The sequence below is a fragment of the Microbacterium sp. CIAB417 genome (assembly GCF_022788845.1).
In genome coordinates this window covers 148,337-163,957 of the sequence record NZ_JAHZUT010000007.1, presented here as the reverse complement: position 1 = coordinate 163,957, position 15,621 = coordinate 148,337, and the positions used below count along the sequence as shown (strand labels likewise).

Genomic DNA, 15,621 nt, shown 5'->3' with positions numbered 1-15,621 from the left:
CTGTTCGCACCATCACCACGCCGCATCCGCGGCCGACTTCGACGATCGGAGGTTCCCATGTCCATCGACGCCGCCCACCCCTCCCGTGAGCTCAAGGCGATCATCGGCGAGCCCGAGGTCGTCGAGGACGCCGCGAGCCTCGCGCTCGGCGTGGAAGACGATCCGGCCTGGCTCGAGCTGAAGGACGCCGCCGTCGCACTGCAGGGGATGCAGGCGAAGGACGGCTCGGTGCCCGAGGCGGAGGACCGGACGGCCGCCCGCGTGGAGGTCGAGCGGATCGTGGCGGCCGTGCAGGAGCTCGCGCCGCGCTTCCCGCACGATGCCGAGTACCTGCAGGCCCTCGTGGGCGATTTCCTGCGCTGGTCGGCGGAGGACTTCGGCGTGCCGGATTTCTTCGACGCGCTCGTCGCCTTCCAGCCGCAGCGGCATCGCGTCGACGGGTTGCGCCACCTCGTCGTCTTCCCGATGTACACGCAGAACGGCTCGCCGAACCGGTACATCGAGGCGGTGCTCGTCGAGGTCATCTGGCCCGAGTTCATCGCGCAGCTCGAGACCGAGTACACGAACGCCCTGTTCGTCTCGCTCCGCCTCGTGGACTTCACCCCCGGCTACGACACGAACTCGGCCGTGCTGTTTCCCGAGACCGTGTCGATGCGGGAGGTCCCTGCGTTCACGTGGGGCGCGATCTTCCAGGACCGCGAGGCCGCGCGCTACCGCAGGGTGGTCGCGGCCGCATCCGAGATCACGAAGCTCGAACTGCCCGAGGACGCGGCCCGGATGCTGACCGATCAAGCGCTCACCGAGCAGACGTTCGTGATGTGGGATCTCATCCACGACCGCACGCACATGCGCGGCGACCTGCCGTTCGATCCGTTCATGATCAAGCAGCGCATGCCGTACTTCCTGTACTCGCTGGAGGAGCTGCGGTGCGATCTGACCGCGTTCCGCGAGTGCGTGCTGATCCGCCGGCGCCTCGACGAGCGGGTCGCGGCCGGCGAACAGCTGAGCGAGGTCGACGAGCGGATGCGGGAGCACGCGGGACTCGTGCTGTACGCCGTGCTGTTCGATCGCATCTTCCGCTTCGCGATCACGGGCAGCCGGGTGCGCAACTACGACGGGCTCGGCGGTCAGCTGCTGTTCGCGTGGCTGCACCGCCGCGGCGTGCTGCACTGGACCGACACCCGGCTGCGCATCGACTGGGATCAGGTTCCGGATGCGGTCGTCGCGCTGGCGGATGCCATCGACGAGCTGTACTGGCGCTCGATCGACCGCCCCAAGACGGCGCACTGGCTGGCGGCGTACGAGCTCGTGAGCTCGGTCGTGACCCCGCATCCGGCCTCGGTCTGGGCGCGGGGCCTGCCGGACGAGGTGCTGTCGGGCCCGCCGTCGGGCTACACCGACCAGGTGCTGACCGACGAGTTCCCGCTGTCGATGTTCTACGAGGCGCTGGAGAAGAAGATGCGCGACGTCATCGCCTCCACCGCCGGCATCCGCGCGGCCGACTGACCCGCCCGAGCGGTTCGCCGCCGCATCCGCTCATCAGGAGAAATCCGTTGTGCAGGACGATTCCCCCGGGATCGTCCTGCACAACGGCGATCTCCTGCACAAGGGCCGCCCGACCGGGCGGACGGATGCGGGCACGAGCAGACGTAGATTGGACGATTGTGACGACTCTGCATGACGCCGCCGTGCGCGGCTTCGCCTCCGACAACTACTCCGGCGTGCACCCCGAGGTGCTGGCCGCGATCGCGGCCGCCAACGAGGGGCACCAGATCGCCTACGGCGAGGACGTCTACACGGCCCGCCTGCAGGAGGTCGTCGCCTCCCACTTCGGCGACCGCGCGGAGGCGTTCCCCGTCTTCAACGGCACCGGCGCGAACGTCACCGGCCTGCAGTCGATGCTGCCCCGCTGGGGTGCGGTCATCGCCGCATCCACCGCGCACATCAACGTCGACGAGGGCGGTGCGCCGGAGCGCGTGGGCGGCATGAAGCTGCTCACCGTCCCCTCGCCCGACGGCAAGCTCACCCCCGAGCTCGTCGACCGCGAGGCATGGGGCTGGGGCGACGAGCACCGCGCGCAGCCCCTCGTGGTCTCCATCACGCAGACGAGCGAGCTCGGCACGCTCTACACGCCGGACGAGATCCGCGCGCTCGCCGATCACGCACACGAGCGCGGGATGCGGCTGCACCTCGACGGCGCCCGTATCTCCAACGCGGCAGCCGCCCTCGACGTGCCGCTCGCCGCCTTCACGACCGACGCCGGCGTCGACGTGGTGAGCCTGGGCGGCACGAAGAACGGCGCGCTGGGCGCGGAGGCGATCGTCGTGCTCGACCCCGCCGCATCAACCGGTCTCACCTACCTCCGCAAGCTCAACATGCAGCTGGCCTCGAAGATGCGTTTCGTCTCGGCGCAGCTCGTGGCGCTCTACGAGGGCGATCTCTGGCTGCGCAACGCCTCGCACGCCAACGCGATGGCCCAGCGCCTGCGCCAGGGCGTGGATGCGGGGCTCGCCGACGGCTCGATCCGCGGCGTCTCGTTCACGCATCCCACCCAGGCCAACGGCCTGTTCGCGATCCTGCCCGAGGGCGTGGCGGAGCGCCTGCGCGAGAGCTTCCGGTTCTACGACTGGGGCCCCGCCGACGGAGGCTCGGATCAGCGCGAGAGCGATGATGCGAGTGGCGGTGGGGAGGACGAGACACGCCGCGAGGTGCGCTGGATGTGCTCGTTCGACACGACCGAGGACGACATCGACGCGTTCGTCGCCGCGATCGCGCGCGAGACCACGCGCTGACGCGCTCTCAAGCGCCGGACGGACGCCCGAGCACGAACGACGCCACCGACGGACGCCAGTGGCGGGCCACGTAGTCGACGGCCTCGTCCACCCCGAGCGCGCGCGACGAGTTGCCGACCCGCACCCAGAGCTCACGACTCGAGCCGCCGTCCTTGGGCTGCGTGACGAACACCGGCTTGCCCGCAGGCCGGCACTGCACGAGGCACACCACGACGCCGTCGCCCGCCGTCCCGAAACGGATGCGGGGAAGCGCCGCCGCGTTGCGGCCGAGCGAGGTCGAGAGCATGTCGCGCAGCCACAGCTCGAAGCGGTCGTGGTCGGGCGTGCGCAACGTCTGCAGATCGCGATCGAGTCCGACCGCCTCACCCGCGTCGTTCGCGCCGATCACGAGGACACCGCCGCGCGAGTTGAGAAACGCCGCCACAGTCTTCGCGACCGCGAGCTCCATGCGCGCGTCCTTGCGCGACTCGCGTACGTTCCACCGGGCGGTCTCCTTGAACTCCCGGCGCTCCGACTCGCCGGCGGCGAGCACCGCGGCCGCATCCGGCATCGCGCTCGCACCGCGCACCGCCGCCACCGCTCCTGCGACCAGGAAGGACAGTCCGAGGCTCGCCCCCGTCGCCAGCAGCAGGGTGCTCGGCATCCACAGCCGCTGACCCGGAATGAAGAGTCCCGAGATCAGCGCACCGGCGCTGACACCGAGCACGCCGATGAGGGTCATCGTGGCCGTGCCGAGCGACAGGCGCTCCCCGAACAGCCGTCGCAGCAACAGTGCGATGCCGTAGGCGACGAGGAGGACCACCGGCAGCGCGACGGCGAAGTCGACGAGCGAGGGGCTCGCCGGGAACGCGGATGCGGCGAGCGCCATCTCAGCGCAAGGCGCCGACGCTGGCCAGGCCCAGGCGGATGAGGGTTCCCCGGCCGCCTTCCATCTCGGCCGCGAGCGCGTCGGATGCGGCCTCCGCCGGCTCCATCCACGTCACCTCGAGGGCGTCCTGGCGTGGCTCGCACGTGCCGGTCACCGGCACCACGAAAGCGAGGGAGACCGCGTGCTGGCGGTCGTCGTGGAACGCGCTCACGCCCGGAAGCGGGAAGTACTCCGCGACCGTGAACGGCGTCGGGCTCGGCGGCAGCAGCGGGAACGCCATCGGGCCCAGATCGTTCTCGAGGTGGCGGAAGAGCGCGTCGCGCACGGTCTCGCCGTAGCGCACCCGCCCCGACACGATCGTGCGGGTCATCTCCCCCAGCGGCGTCGCCCGCAAGAGGATGCCCACCTGCGTCACCACACCCATGCCGTCCGTGCGCACCGGGATCGCCTCGACGTAGAGCATCGGCAGGCGACGGCGCGCCTCGGCGAGCTCGACGTCGCTCAGCCACGCCGGATTGCCGGCGCTCCCGGGCAGCCCCCCGAGACCCAGGGGATCGCGCGACGAGTCGTCGCCGGGCTCGTGGGGATCTGGATCGGGCGTGCGGACCGGCATGCCTCCTGTATACCCCACGCGCCCACCTTGCATGGCGGATGGGGGTGGTGGGTAAGAGGATGGAGCGATGGATGCCACCCCGATGCTCGACGACGACGCCGTGCTGTTCTCCGACGACGACAATGCTGCCGACCGCCCCTTGCTCGTGCTGCTGCACGGCTACGCGAGCGACGAACGCGACCTCTTCTCGCTGGCGGCGCATCTGCCCGCCGAGTACCGCATGGCTGCGGTGCGCGCGCCGCTCGCGCCGCCGTGGCCGTCGCCGGGCTACTCGTGGTACCCGATCGAGGGTCTCAACGGCCGCGACGCGGCAGCGATCACCGCCGGGTCGGACGCTCTCATCGCCTGGCTGGATCGCACGAGCACGGCGGAGACCGTGGGGCTCCTCGGTTTCTCGCAGGGCGGCGCCGTCTCGCTGCAGGCCCTGCGACGACAACCGGACCGATTCGCGTTCGCGGTGAACCTCAGCGGCTATGCCACGCCGGGAGAGCTCGACACGGATGCGGCGCTCGCAGCGCTGCGCCCGCCGGTGTTCTGGGGGCGCGGTTCCGCCGACGACGTGATCCCCGCTCCGCTGATCACCCATACCGCGCAGTGGCTGCCCGATTACGTCGATCTGACGGGGCGCCTGTACCCCGGTCTCGGCCACTCCGTCAGCGCGGAGGAGCTCGTCGACATCCGCGCGTTCCTCGAACGGCAGCTCGGCTGATCCTCCGCTCGGCCTGGACATCGCCCTCCGCGCTCGGTAGGGTCTTCGAGTCCTGCCCCTTCCGAAAGGTCGAACCGGTGTACTTCCTCGACGGCTTCCAGCCCACGCGCTGACCCCGTCGATCACCGTGCCCGCGGGCACCCGGGTGTCAGTGCTTCCACCGACATCCCGGGAGGCATCATGCCCGCTCTCTCCGCCGCGGTCGTCCTCGACCGCCTCTCCTTCTCGTGGCCGGACGGCACGGCCGCTCTGACCGAGGTCTCCGGCACGTTCGGCACCGGCACCACGGGCCTGGTCGGACGCAACGGCTCCGGCAAGACGACCCTGCTGCGCCTGATCGCCGGCGAGCTGCATCCCACATCCGGTCAGCTCAGCGTCGACGGCGACGTGGCGGTGCTGCCGCAGCGCCTCACGCTCGACGCCGACCGCCCCGTCGCGGACCTGCTCGGTCTCGGTGAGGTGCTGGCCGCGCTCCGCGCCGTCGAGGCGGGCGACGTCGACGCCCGCCACTTCGACACGATCGGCGACGACTGGGACGCCGAAGCGCGCGCCATCGCCGCGCTCGACGCCGCAGGGCTCCCCGGTGACGCCCTCGACCGGCGCGTCGGACAGCTCTCCGGAGGCGAAGCGGTGCTGGTCGCGACGGCGGGATTGCGGGCCCGCCGGGCGGCGGTGACGCTTCTCGACGAACCGACCAACAACCTCGACCGCGTTGCGCGGACCCGTCTGCGCGACATGCTGACGGACTGGCCGGGCGCCCTGCTCGTCGTGAGCCACGACGTGACACTGCTGGACGGGATGTCGGAGACGGCGGAGCTGTACCGCAATCGGCTGACACGCTTCGGCGGGGGCTACCGCGCATGGCGCGAGCATCTGGAGAACGAGCAGGATGCGGCACGCGCCGCCGAACGCACCGCCGCATCCGCCGTCCGGCGCGAGAAGCGCCAGCGCATCGAAGCGGAGACGACGCTCGCACGACGCGCCAGGACGGCCCACAAGGCGCAGGTCGAGAAGCGTGTGCCCAAGATCATCGCGGGTGGACGCAAGAATGCGGCGCAGGTGTCGGCCGGCAAGCTCCGCGGTATGGTCGCCGATCGCGAGACAGCCGCGCGCGCCGCGCTCGAGACGGCGGAGCGGCGCGTGCGTGACGACGAGAGCGTGCACGTGGATCTGCCCGATCCGCAGGTCGCCGCGGGCAGGCGGCTCGCCGAGATCGGCGACGGCGACCGCACCTGGATCGTGCAGGGCCCCGAGCGGATCGCGATCGTCGGAGCCAATGGCACCGGCAAGTCGACCCTCCTTGAGCGGTTGGCGACGGGGACGGCGCACGGCTCCGTCGGAACCGGTCCGGGCGAAGACGCCGAACGGCAGGTCGGCCCTGCCTGGCTGAGTTCTGCACGTGCGGTGCCGCTCACGGATCGGGTGGGGTACCTTCCGCAGCGCCTGGACGGGCTGGACGACGACGCGACCGTGCTGTCGGTCGTCGCCGCCGCCGCACCGACGATGCCGACGGCGGAGCTGCGCAATCGTCTGGCGCGGTTCCTGCTGCGGGGTGCGACCGTCGACCGCACCGTCGCCACCCTCTCCGGCGGCGAGCGGTTCCGGGTCTGCCTCGCGCGTCTGCTGCTCGCCGATCCGCCGCCGCACCTGCTCCTGCTCGACGAGCCGACCAACAACCTCGACCTGGAGACGGTCGACCAGCTCGTCGACGCACTCTCCGCGTATCGCGGTGCGCTGATCGTGGTCAGCCACGACGACGAGTTCCTCTCCCGCCTGAGCATCGACACGGTCCTCGAGATCGACGAGAAAGGGATGCGGGAGGTGCGACAGGACGACGCCGCATCATAGGGCGCGCAAAGAAATCCCAAAGAGCGCGCCTCATCGGATCTCTCATGATCGTTTCAACACCGCTCGCCGACATGTCAGGAGACGATCATGAAGCGCATCCCCGATGCCGAGCAGACCCCCCAGGGCCCCGCCTACGAAGGCAGGCTGCTGGACCGGCCGGACGAGGAGGTCGTCGACCAGGGCGCGCCCTTCGACGTCCGCACGCTCATCACCCGGCGCGGAGTCCTCGGGCTGGTGGGAGTGGGATTGGGAACAGCGGCGCTCGCCGCGTGCGCCCCCGTCAGCTCTGCCAGCACCACAAGCTCGACGTCGACGCCCAGCGCAACGGCGTCTGCATCGTCCACCAGCGCGACGACGACGACCGCACTGCCGGCAGGAGAGATCCCGGACGAGACGGCAGGACCGTACCCGGGCGACGGCTCCAACGGACCCGACGTGCTCGAGCAGAGCGGCATCGTGCGCAGCGACCTGCGCACCAGCATCGGCTCCTCGACGGCCGTCGACGGCGTGCCGTTGACCTTCACCTTCACCCTCACCGACATGGCGAACGGCGACGCCCCCTTCGCCGGAGTCGCCGTGTACGCCTGGCACTGCGACGCCCAAGGCCGCTACTCGATGTACTCCGAAGGGGTCGAGGACGAGACGTGGCTGCGCGGTGTGCAAGTAGCCGATGCGAACGGGCAGGTGACCTTCACCTCGATCGTCCCCGGCTGCTACACCGGCCGCTGGCCCCACATCCACTTCGAGGTGTACCCGAGCATCGACGACATCACCGATGCGTCGAACGCCATCGCCACTTCGCAGCTGGCCTATCCCGCCGCCCCCCTCGCCGATGTCTACGCGCTGAGCGCCTACGACGGCTCGGCCCGCAACCTCTCCCAGGTCTCGCTGTCCAGCGACAACGTCTTCGGCGAGGACGGGGGCGTGCTGCAGCTCGCCACGGTCACCGGAGACACCACCAGCGGCCACACGGCGACCCTCACCGTCCGCGTCGACACCACCACCACTCCCTCCGCCGGCGCCGCGCCCGGCGGCGGCCGCTGACCGAAAGGATCCGTCTTGTTCCAGAACCTCACCGGATGGCACGCGCTCATCGTGCTGGCCATCGTCCTGCTCATCTTCGGCGCCGCCAAGCTGCCGGCGCTCGCGCGCAGTGTGGGCCAGTCGGTCCGCATCCTTCGGTCCGAATCGACGGAGCCCTCCGTCGCGGCGCCGGCTGCGGCCGAGGGCGTCGACCTCGCCCCCGCGCAGCGCGGGACCGACGACCGTCTCCGCACCGGTTCGGGCTCATGAGCGCCACCGTCGCACCGCCGGCCGGCATGCCGCTTCGCACGCACGTGCGCGAGCTGCGACAGCGGGCGACGCGGGCGACGGTGGCCATCGTGCTCGGCGTTGTCGTCGGGTTCGCCCTCTCCGGCACCCTGCTGGATATCGTGCGCGTGCCGATCGAGCAGATCGCGGCGACACGGGACGCGAGCCTGAACTACACGAGCATCACCGGGGCTTTCGATCTGCGGCTGCGCGTCGCCCTCATAGCCGGGCTCGCCCTGTCGAGCCCGGTGTGGATCGCCGAGATCTTCGGATTCGTCGCCCCCGGCCTCACCCGTCGGGAGAAGCGCTACATGTTCGGCTTCTTCGCCGCCGCGCTACCGCTCTTCCTCGTCGGCGCGGCCTTCGGCCTCGCACTGTTCCCGCACATGGTGGAGCTGTTGAGCTCCTTCGCCGCTGCGGAGGACTCCACCGTCCTCGACGCATCGACGTACGTCGACTTCGTCCTCAAGATCGTGGTGCTGTGCGGGATCGCCTTCGTCGCGCCGGTTCTGCTGGTTCTGCTCAACGCACTCGGCATCCTCCCCGCACGCACCATCGCTCGGAGTTGGAGATGGGCAGTTGTGGCCATCGTTCTCTTCAGCGCGATCGCCACCCCTGCCGCGGACATCCTGTCGATGTTCGTGGTGGCCATCCCCCTCGTCGCGCTCTTCGCCGGCGCATGGGCGGTCGCAGCCGCACATGACCGCCTCGACGCGCGGCGGAAGAGTCAGACCCCGACCTCGAGAGGAGAGGCCCGTGTTCGGACTCACGGTTGAGAAGCTCTTGCTCGTCGTCCTCCTCGCGGCGCTCGTCTTCGGCCCGCATCGCCTGCCGGAGGCTGCTCGAGCTCTGGCTCAGTTCCTCCGCAGGGCGCGCGGCGCGATCGAGGAGGGCCGCGATCGGGTGATCGCGGAGACGGGGCTGCGCCAGGAGGACTGGCGCGAGCTGGATCCCCGCCAGTACGACCCTCGCCGTATCGTCCGTGAGGCGCTGACCGCGCCCGACGTTCCCGCGGTCGCTGCAGCGGCCGACCCAGCGACGTCCGCGCCGATCAGGTGGCGGATCGAGGGAACCTCGGCCCACCCCCGACGCGTGAGGGTACGGGAGACGCAGCCATCCAGCGAGGGCGACGTCTGATCAGCGACCGCCGTCGCGCCCCGCTCCGCCGATGCCGGGCGCGCCCGGCTGGCCGTAGGGCCCGTGCTCGCCCGTCGCACGGTGGTCTTGGATCGGACGCACCGACGAGCCGACGCCGCGCATCATGCGCCACACCCACACGGCGGTGAGCGCCCCGATCACCACCACGACGGCCAAGATCACCGCGAGGCTCTGCGTGACGATGCCGAGGACGACGGCGAGCACGGCGGCCAGTGCCAGCATCCCGAGGACCACCCCGAGGATCGCGCCGATCGATGGACGCCGGAGCGACTGCTGCTCGTCATAGGGCTCGGATGTACCGGCCATCAGCTCGTCCCCCCAGACGTCGAAGATCCGCCCGCGTTGCCGAGCCCCACCGTGTTCGGCTGACCCAGAGGTCCGTACTGCTCGTATCCGGGTCGCTCGCCGGGGCGGTGCTCCGGCGGCGGCGAATCGCGCAGAACGCGGGGCACCCACAGCGCGCCGAGCACGACGACGACGGCGCCGGTGATGATCGCGGCGACCACGCTCTGGGTGATGGCGGCGGTGAAGCCGCAGATGATGCCGGCCAGGACCAGCATGATGGCGGCGAAGGCCACAATGCGCCACACCGAGGAGCGCATCGGGCGATCGTTCTCGTTGTTCGTGTCCATCCCGGCACCCTAGGCACGGGGCTCCGATCGCGCACCCCGTTGACCTGGGCGCGACAGGCGTTTAGGCCTGCGCTCTGAGCGCAATCCCCGCCGGGGTGTCGGCGGCTACGGCCACAATGATCGGGTGAGTGATGTGCTCGGCGAGTTCTCGCCTGCCACGCAGGACTGGTTCCGGGGCGCCTTCGCCGCTCCCACCGACGCGCAGGCAGGAGCCTGGCACGCGATCTCGCAGGGGCGCCACGCGCTCGTGGTCGCTCCCACCGGCTCCGGAAAGACCCTGTCCGCCTTCCTCTGGGCGATCGACAGCGTCTTCCGCGAGCGGACGGCGTCCCCCGCTCCGGCGAAGGATGCACCGCGCACCCGCATCCTGTACATCTCGCCGTTGAAAGCGCTCGGCGTCGACGTGGAGCGCAACCTCCGCTCCCCGCTCGTGGGAATCGGGCAGTCGGCCCGACGCCTGGGCCTCGTCGCGCCCGATGTGCGCGTCGGCGTGCGCTCGGGCGACACCACGTCCGCCGATCGACGCAAGCTCGTGAGCGACCCGCCCGACATCCTCATCACGACGCCCGAGTCGCTCTATCTGATGCTCACGAGCCAGGCGTCAGAGACCCTGCGCGGTGTGCACACCGTCATCATCGACGAGGTGCACGCGGTGGCTGCCACCAAGCGCGGTGCGCATCTGGCCGTCAGCCTCGAGCGCCTCGATGCACTGCTGGAGAAACCGGCGCAGCGCATCGGCTTGTCGGCGACCGTCCGTCCGATCGATGAGGTCGCGCGCTTCCTCGGGGGTGCAGCCCCCGTCGACATCGTCGCGCCTCGCGCCACGAAGGCGTTCGACATGACGGTCGTCGTGCCGGTCGACGACATGCTGCATCCGCCGCCGCCACCGGGGCAACAGCCCGACGGCGAAGGCGAGGACTGGTTCGCCTCCGGCGGGGGCGAGAGCACCGAGGTCACGGGATCGCTGTGGCCGCACGTCGAGGAAGCGATCGTCGACCGCATCCTCCAGCACCGCTCGACGATCGTCTTCTCCAACTCCCGCCGCCTCGCCGAGCGCCTCACCGGACGCCTCAACGAGATCTACAGCGAACGGCTGGGGCTCGATCTGCCCGACCCCGCTGTGCCCGCGGCGGTGATGGCGCAGGCGGGGGCCACCGCCGGCGCGGAGCCGGTGCTCGCCAAGGCACACCACGGCTCGGTCTCCAAGGAGCAGCGCGCCATCGTGGAAGACGAGCTGAAGTCGGGCGCGCTGCGCTGCGTCGTAGCCACGAGCAGTCTCGAGCTCGGCATCGACATGGGAGCGGTCGACCTGGTGATCCAGGTCGAGGCGCCGCCGTCGGCAGCCTCCGGACTGCAGCGCATCGGTCGCGCGGGTCACCAGGTGGGCGAGGTGAGCCGCGCGGCGCTGTTTCCGAAGCACCGCGGCGACGTGCTGCACACCGCGATCGTCACCGAGCGGATGCTGGCGGGTCGGATCGAGTCGATCCGCGTGCCCCAGAACCCGCTCGACATCCTCGCCCAGCAGACCGTCGCGGCCGCCGCGCGAGGCGCGATCGAGGTCGAGGACTGGTTCGAGACCGTCCGACGCAGCGCGCCCTTCCGAACGCTCCCCCGCTCCGCCTATGAGGCGACGCTCGATCTCCTGGCGGGCCGCTACCCGTCCGACGAGTTCGCGGAGCTCAGACCGCGGCTCGTGTGGGACCGCGATCACGGAACGCTCACCGGTCGCCCGGGCGCGCAGCGGATCGCCGTGACCAGCGGCGGCACGATCCCCGACCGGGGGCTGTTCGGCGTGTTCGTCGCGGGCGAGAGCCAGAACGCGCGCGTCGGAGAGCTCGACGAGGAGATGGTCTACGAATCGAGGGTGAACGACGTGTTCACCCTCGGCACGACCAGCTGGCGCATCGTCGAGATCACGCACGACCGCGTCAACGTGGTGCCCGCATTCGGCCAGCCCGGCAAGGTTCCGTTCTGGCACGGCGACGGGCTGGGTCGGCCGGCCGAGCTCGGCGAAGCACTCGGCGCCTTCTCGCGCGAGGTGTCCGCGGCCGAGCCGGCTCGCGCCAGGGAGCGCCTGTCGGAGGCCGGGCTGGATGCGTTCGCGCAAGACAATCTGCTCGCCTACCTCGCCGAGCAGCGCGAGGCGACCGGTTCCGTCCCCACGGATCGCTCCCTCACCGTGGAACGCGGGCGCGACGAGGTCGGCGACTGGCGCGTCATCCTCCATTCCCCGTACGGCATGCAGGTGCACGCCCCGTGGGCGCTGGCGGTGAACGCCCGCATCCGGGAGCGACTGGGGGTCGAGGGGTCCGCCGTGGCCAGCGATGACGGGATCATCGCCCGCGTCCCCGATGCCGAGGCGGAGCCGCCGGGTGCAGAGCTGTTCGTGTTCGACCCGGACGAGCTCGAGCAGATCGTCACGGACGAGGTCGGAGGCTCCGCCCTCTTCGCCTCGCGATTCCGCGAGTGCGCCGCCCGCGCCCTGCTCATGCCGCGCACGAATCCCAACCGCCGCAGTCCTCTCTGGCAGCAGCGCCAGCGTTCGGCGCAGCTGCTGGAGGTCGCCCGCCGCCACCCCACGTTCCCGATCATCCTCGAGACGCTGCGCGAGGTGCTGCAAGACGTCTACGACCTTCCGGCGCTGACCGGGATCGCCCGCAAGATCGCGGACCGCCGCATCCGCCTGGTCGAGACGACGACGTCGCAGCCCTCCCCGTTCGCGCGCGACCTGCTGTTCGGCTACGTCGGCGCCTTCATGTACGAGGGCGACTCGCCGCTGGCCGAGCGCCGTGCCGCCGCGCTCTCGGTCGATCCCGCGCTGCTGGGCGAGCTGCTCGGCAAGATCGAGATGCGCGAGCTGCTCGATCCCGACGTCATCGCGCAGTTCGAACGCGAGGCGCAGCGCCTCGACGACGAACGCAAAGCGCACGGCGCCGAGGGCGTCGCCGATCTGCTGCGCCTGCTCGGCCCTCTCGCCGTCGACGAGCTGGCACTGCGCCTGACCGACGGCGAGCAGGCGGCGCAGTACGCTGCGGACCTGGTCGAGAGCCGTCGCGCGATCCGGGTCGGCATCGCCGGGTCGGAGCGGATCGCCGCGATCGAGGATGCGGGCCGGCTGCGCGACGCGCTCGGTGCCGCGCTCCCGGTGGGACTGCCCGTCGCGTTCCTCGAACCGGTGGCGGATCCGCTCGGCGACCTCGTCGCCAGACACGCCCGCACGCACGGTCCGTTCACTGCCGATCAGGTCGCCGACCGCTTCGGCGTCGGGGTGGCTGTCGCACGGCACACGCTTCAGCGCCTGGAGTCGTCGGGCCGGGTCACGAGCGGCTTCTTCCTTCCCGAGTCCACCGCGCGCCGCAGCGACGACACCGAGTGGTGCGACAGCGAGGTGCTCCGACGACTGCGGATGCGGTCGCTGGCCGCCATCCGGGGCAGCGTCGAGCCCGTCTCCCCCGACGCCTTCGCTCGTTTCCTCCCGGTGTGGCAACACGTGACCCGGCCCCTGGAGGGGATCGACGGCACCCTCGCCGTGATCGAGCAGCTCGCCGGGGTCCCCATCCCGGCGAGCGCCTGGGAATCCCTCGTCCTCCCCTCGCGGGTCAGGGACTACACGCCGTCGATGCTCGACGAGCTGACCGCCACGGGGGAGGTCGTCTGGGCCGGCCACGGCGCGCTGCCCGGTCGCGACGGATGGGTGTCACTGCATCCCGCCGACGCGGCATCGCTCACCCTGGCCGTCCCCGAGGACGAGGTCGCGGCCGATTCGCTCGACGCCCGCATCCTCGACGTCCTCGCCGCCGGCGGCGCGTACTTCGCCGCACAGGTGCGCGAGCTCGCGCAGGCGGAGAACGAGCAATCCGTCGTCGATGCGCTCTGGCGACTGGCGTGGGCGGGTCGGGTGACCAACGACACCTTCGCCCCGGTGCGCGGACTGCTCTCGGGCGGATCCCAGGCGCATCGGGTGGCCCGCCGGGCACCCCGCGCGCGGATGTTCCGAGGCACGAGCATGCCGCGTCCGACGGCTCCGGCGCGGCCCGCATCCGTCGGCGGACGCTGGTCGCTGCTTCCGACGCCGGAGAGCGACCCCACGCTGCGCCACACCGCGGCGGCATCGCTGCTGCTCGATCGCTACGGGGTCGTGACCCGCGGGTCCGTGCAGAACGAGGGCCTGCCCGGAGGCTTCGCCCAGGCGTACCGCGTGCTGGCCCAGTTCGAGCAGGCAGGGCACTGCCGACGCGGGTATCTCATCGAGAAGCTGGGAGCGGCGCAGTTCGCCGCCTCGGCGACGATCGACCGGCTCCGCGAGTTCGCCGCGGTGGGCGACCCACCGCCTCGCCACGGCGTGACTCTCGCGGCGACCGATCCCGCCAACCCCTATGGCGCGGCGCTCGGCTGGCCGGCGCGCGATGGCGTCAAGCATCGCCCCGGACGCAAGGCGGGAGCGCTCGTCGTGCTCGTCGACGGCGAACTCGTGCTGTATCTGGAGCGCGGCGGCAAGACGGCGCTGAGCTTCACCGACGACGAGGACGCACTGGCCGCCGCGGCGGCGTCTCTGGCTCAGACCGCGCGCGCCGGCAGGCTCGAGACCCTCACGATCGAGCAGGTCGACGGCGCCTTCGTCTTCGGCACGGTGCTGGGTCGCCTGCTGCGCGACGCCGGTTTCGTCGAGTCCACCCGAGGCCTGACGCTGCGTCGTCTCACCGCGGGCGATGCGGCGCGAGCGGAGCGGTCGACGCGTGCCTGAGGGCGATACCGTCTATCGCGCGGCGGCCCGCTTGCACGCCGCACTGGCCGGGCGCGTCGTCGAACGGTTCGATCTGCGTGTGCCCCAGCTCGCGACGCTCGACCTCAGGGGTCAGATCGTGCACGCGGTCGTGCCGCGCGGCAAGCACCTGCTGGCGCGCATCGGCGATCAGACGCTCCACTCGCATCTGAAGATGGAGGGCGAGTGGCACGTCTACGCGCCCGGAGCCCGGTGGCGCAAACCCGCCTTCAAGGCACGCGCGATCGTCGGCGTCGCCGCAGCGGATGCGGTGGGTTTCGACCTGGCCATGATCGAGGTCGTGCCGACGGCACGGGAGGATGAGCTCGTCGGCTACCTCGGCCCCGACCCTCTCAGCGATGCGTGGGATGCGGCGGAGGCCGCCCGCAGGCTCGCAGCGGACGCGCGCGCCGCCCACGTGGCCGTCCTGGATCAGCGCAACGTGGCGGGCTTCGGCAACGTCTACGCGAACGAGCTGCTGTTCGTGCGCGGCATCCACCCGGAGACGCCCGCGAACGAGATCGATGCCGCCGGGCTGATCGAGACCGGCGCCCGCATGATCCGCGCCAACCGGGATCGTCCGGCCCGCACGTTCACCGGCCAGGACCGCGCCGGGCAGCGCACCTGGGTGTACGGTCGCGCCGGCAAACCGTGCCGCCGGTGCGGCACCCTCATCCATGAGACGGCCCTGGGCGCCTCGCCCACGGCGGAGCGCAACGTGTTCTGGTGCCCGCGCTGCCAACCGGCGCCCGCCTGAGCTCTCGCTCCCTGAACGGCTCCTCCTGACCCGCCGGCTGCCGGCCGCTGAGTTCCACGGCCCGTCGTCGCCCCTTCGTCACGACCCGGACATGTCCCACTTTCCGCAGGCCATGTCCCCGTTGCCGCAGGCCATGTCCCACTTTGCGCAGAAATCACGTCCCAAAAGTGC

The 15,621-nt window shown here is 71.2% G+C and carries 14 protein-coding genes; 10 read left to right on the top strand and 4 right to left on the bottom strand.

From position 1 onward, the window contains the following. Positions 1 to 57 precede the first annotated feature (57 nt). Both KYX17_RS25800 and KYX17_RS25795 read left to right on the top strand, forming a co-directional pair. Positions 58 to 1,506 carry a DUF6421 family protein gene (locus tag KYX17_RS25800; protein ID WP_243231288.1) on the top strand — a complete coding sequence of 483 codons (1,449 nt, stop codon included), beginning with the start codon at positions 58 to 60 and terminating at the stop codon, positions 1,504 to 1,506. A gap of 158 nt (positions 1,507 to 1,664) precedes the next feature. After that, positions 1,665 to 2,792, top strand: a complete 1,128-nt coding sequence (locus tag KYX17_RS25795; protein WP_243231287.1) for a low specificity L-threonine aldolase — start codon at positions 1,665 to 1,667, stop codon at positions 2,790 to 2,792. Positions 2,793 to 2,799: 7 nt separating this feature from the next. Here the strand turns inward: KYX17_RS25795 and KYX17_RS25790 are convergent, their stop codons facing one another. Together KYX17_RS25790 and KYX17_RS25785 are read right to left on the bottom strand one after the other, a co-directional pair. Next, on the bottom strand, positions 2,800 to 3,660 hold the full coding sequence (locus KYX17_RS25790) for a helix-turn-helix domain-containing protein (protein WP_243231286.1): 861 nt from the start codon (positions 3,658 to 3,660) through the stop codon (positions 2,800 to 2,802). 1 nt (position 3,661) lies between these two features. After that, complete coding sequence (locus KYX17_RS25785) at positions 3,662 to 4,273, bottom strand: NUDIX hydrolase family protein (protein WP_243231285.1); 612 nt, start codon at positions 4,271 to 4,273, stop codon at positions 3,662 to 3,664. Positions 4,274 to 4,340: 67 nt separating this feature from the next. Between KYX17_RS25785 and KYX17_RS25780 the strand changes: the two genes are divergently transcribed. The 6 genes from KYX17_RS25780 to KYX17_RS25755 all read left to right on the top strand — a co-directional run bounded on the left by KYX17_RS25780 (position 4,341) and on the right by KYX17_RS25755 (position 9,278). Then, on the top strand, positions 4,341 to 4,982 hold the full coding sequence (locus tag KYX17_RS25780; RefSeq protein ID WP_243231284.1) for an alpha/beta hydrolase: 642 nt from the start codon (positions 4,341 to 4,343) through the stop codon (positions 4,980 to 4,982). 180 nt (positions 4,983 to 5,162) lie between these two features. Then, complete coding sequence (locus KYX17_RS25775; RefSeq protein WP_243231282.1) at positions 5,163 to 6,830, top strand: ATP-binding cassette domain-containing protein; 1,668 nt, start codon at positions 5,163 to 5,165, stop codon at positions 6,828 to 6,830. A gap of 87 nt (positions 6,831 to 6,917) precedes the next feature. Further along, the gene (locus tag KYX17_RS25770; RefSeq protein WP_243231270.1) at positions 6,918 to 7,874 is read left to right on the top strand and encodes an intradiol ring-cleavage dioxygenase; all 957 of its coding nucleotides are present in this window, start codon (positions 6,918 to 6,920) and stop codon (positions 7,872 to 7,874) included. A gap of 15 nt (positions 7,875 to 7,889) precedes the next feature. Next, positions 7,890 to 8,123, top strand: coding sequence for a twin-arginine translocase TatA/TatE family subunit (locus KYX17_RS25765; protein WP_243231268.1), 234 nt, complete (start codon positions 7,890 to 7,892; stop codon positions 8,121 to 8,123). Beyond that, positions 8,120 to 8,917 carry a twin-arginine translocase subunit TatC gene (gene tatC, locus KYX17_RS25760; RefSeq protein ID WP_243231265.1) on the top strand — a complete coding sequence of 266 codons (798 nt, stop codon included), beginning with the start codon at positions 8,120 to 8,122 and terminating at the stop codon, positions 8,915 to 8,917. Before KYX17_RS25765 ends, tatC begins: the two co-directional genes overlap by 4 nt. After that, positions 8,898 to 9,278 carry a twin-arginine translocase TatA/TatE family subunit gene (locus tag KYX17_RS25755; protein WP_243231262.1) on the top strand — a complete coding sequence of 127 codons (381 nt, stop codon included), beginning with the start codon at positions 8,898 to 8,900 and terminating at the stop codon, positions 9,276 to 9,278. The genes tatC and KYX17_RS25755 overlap by 20 nt, the downstream gene beginning before the upstream one ends. Here KYX17_RS25755 and KYX17_RS25750 read toward each other — a convergent pair whose 3' ends face one another. Both KYX17_RS25750 and KYX17_RS25745 read right to left on the bottom strand, forming a co-directional pair. Then, positions 9,279 to 9,605, bottom strand: coding sequence for a hypothetical protein (locus KYX17_RS25750; RefSeq protein ID WP_243231259.1), 327 nt, complete (start codon positions 9,603 to 9,605; stop codon positions 9,279 to 9,281). Continuing rightward, positions 9,605 to 9,931 (bottom strand): hypothetical protein, encoded by a 327-nt coding sequence (locus tag KYX17_RS25745; RefSeq protein WP_243231255.1) that lies wholly within the window; start codon positions 9,929 to 9,931, stop codon positions 9,605 to 9,607. The genes KYX17_RS25750 and KYX17_RS25745 overlap by 1 nt, the downstream gene beginning before the upstream one ends. A gap of 124 nt (positions 9,932 to 10,055) precedes the next feature. Here KYX17_RS25745 and KYX17_RS25740 point away from each other — a divergent pair, with 124 nt between their 5' ends. After that, on the top strand, positions 10,056 to 14,675 hold the full coding sequence (locus KYX17_RS25740; RefSeq protein ID WP_243231253.1) for an ATP-dependent helicase: 4,620 nt from the start codon (positions 10,056 to 10,058) through the stop codon (positions 14,673 to 14,675). Beyond that, complete coding sequence (locus tag KYX17_RS25735) at positions 14,668 to 15,450, top strand: DNA-formamidopyrimidine glycosylase family protein (protein WP_243231249.1); 783 nt, start codon at positions 14,668 to 14,670, stop codon at positions 15,448 to 15,450. The genes KYX17_RS25740 and KYX17_RS25735 overlap by 8 nt, the downstream gene beginning before the upstream one ends. Positions 15,451 to 15,621: the final 171 nt, after the last annotated feature.

Coding starts and splice junctions, on each gene's coding strand:
- KYX17_RS25800 (WP_243231288.1), top strand. CDS start 58: ATGTCCATCGACGCCGCCCACCCCTCCCGTGAGCTCAAGGCGATCATC.
- KYX17_RS25790 (WP_243231286.1), bottom strand. CDS start 3,660: ATGGCGCTCGCCGCATCCGCGTTCCCGGCGAGCCCCTCGCTCGTCGAC.
- KYX17_RS25785 (WP_243231285.1), bottom strand. CDS start 4,273: ATGCCGGTCCGCACGCCCGATCCAGATCCCCACGAGCCCGGCGACGAC.
- KYX17_RS25780 (WP_243231284.1), top strand. CDS start 4,341: ATGGATGCCACCCCGATGCTCGACGACGACGCCGTGCTGTTCTCCGAC.
- KYX17_RS25775 (WP_243231282.1), top strand. CDS start 5,163: ATGCCCGCTCTCTCCGCCGCGGTCGTCCTCGACCGCCTCTCCTTCTCG.
- KYX17_RS25770 (WP_243231270.1), top strand. CDS start 6,918: ATGAAGCGCATCCCCGATGCCGAGCAGACCCCCCAGGGCCCCGCCTAC.
- tatC (WP_243231265.1), top strand. CDS start 8,120: ATGAGCGCCACCGTCGCACCGCCGGCCGGCATGCCGCTTCGCACGCAC.
- KYX17_RS25750 (WP_243231259.1), bottom strand. CDS start 9,605: ATGGCCGGTACATCCGAGCCCTATGACGAGCAGCAGTCGCTCCGGCGT.
- KYX17_RS25745 (WP_243231255.1), bottom strand. CDS start 9,931: ATGGACACGAACAACGAGAACGATCGCCCGATGCGCTCCTCGGTGTGG.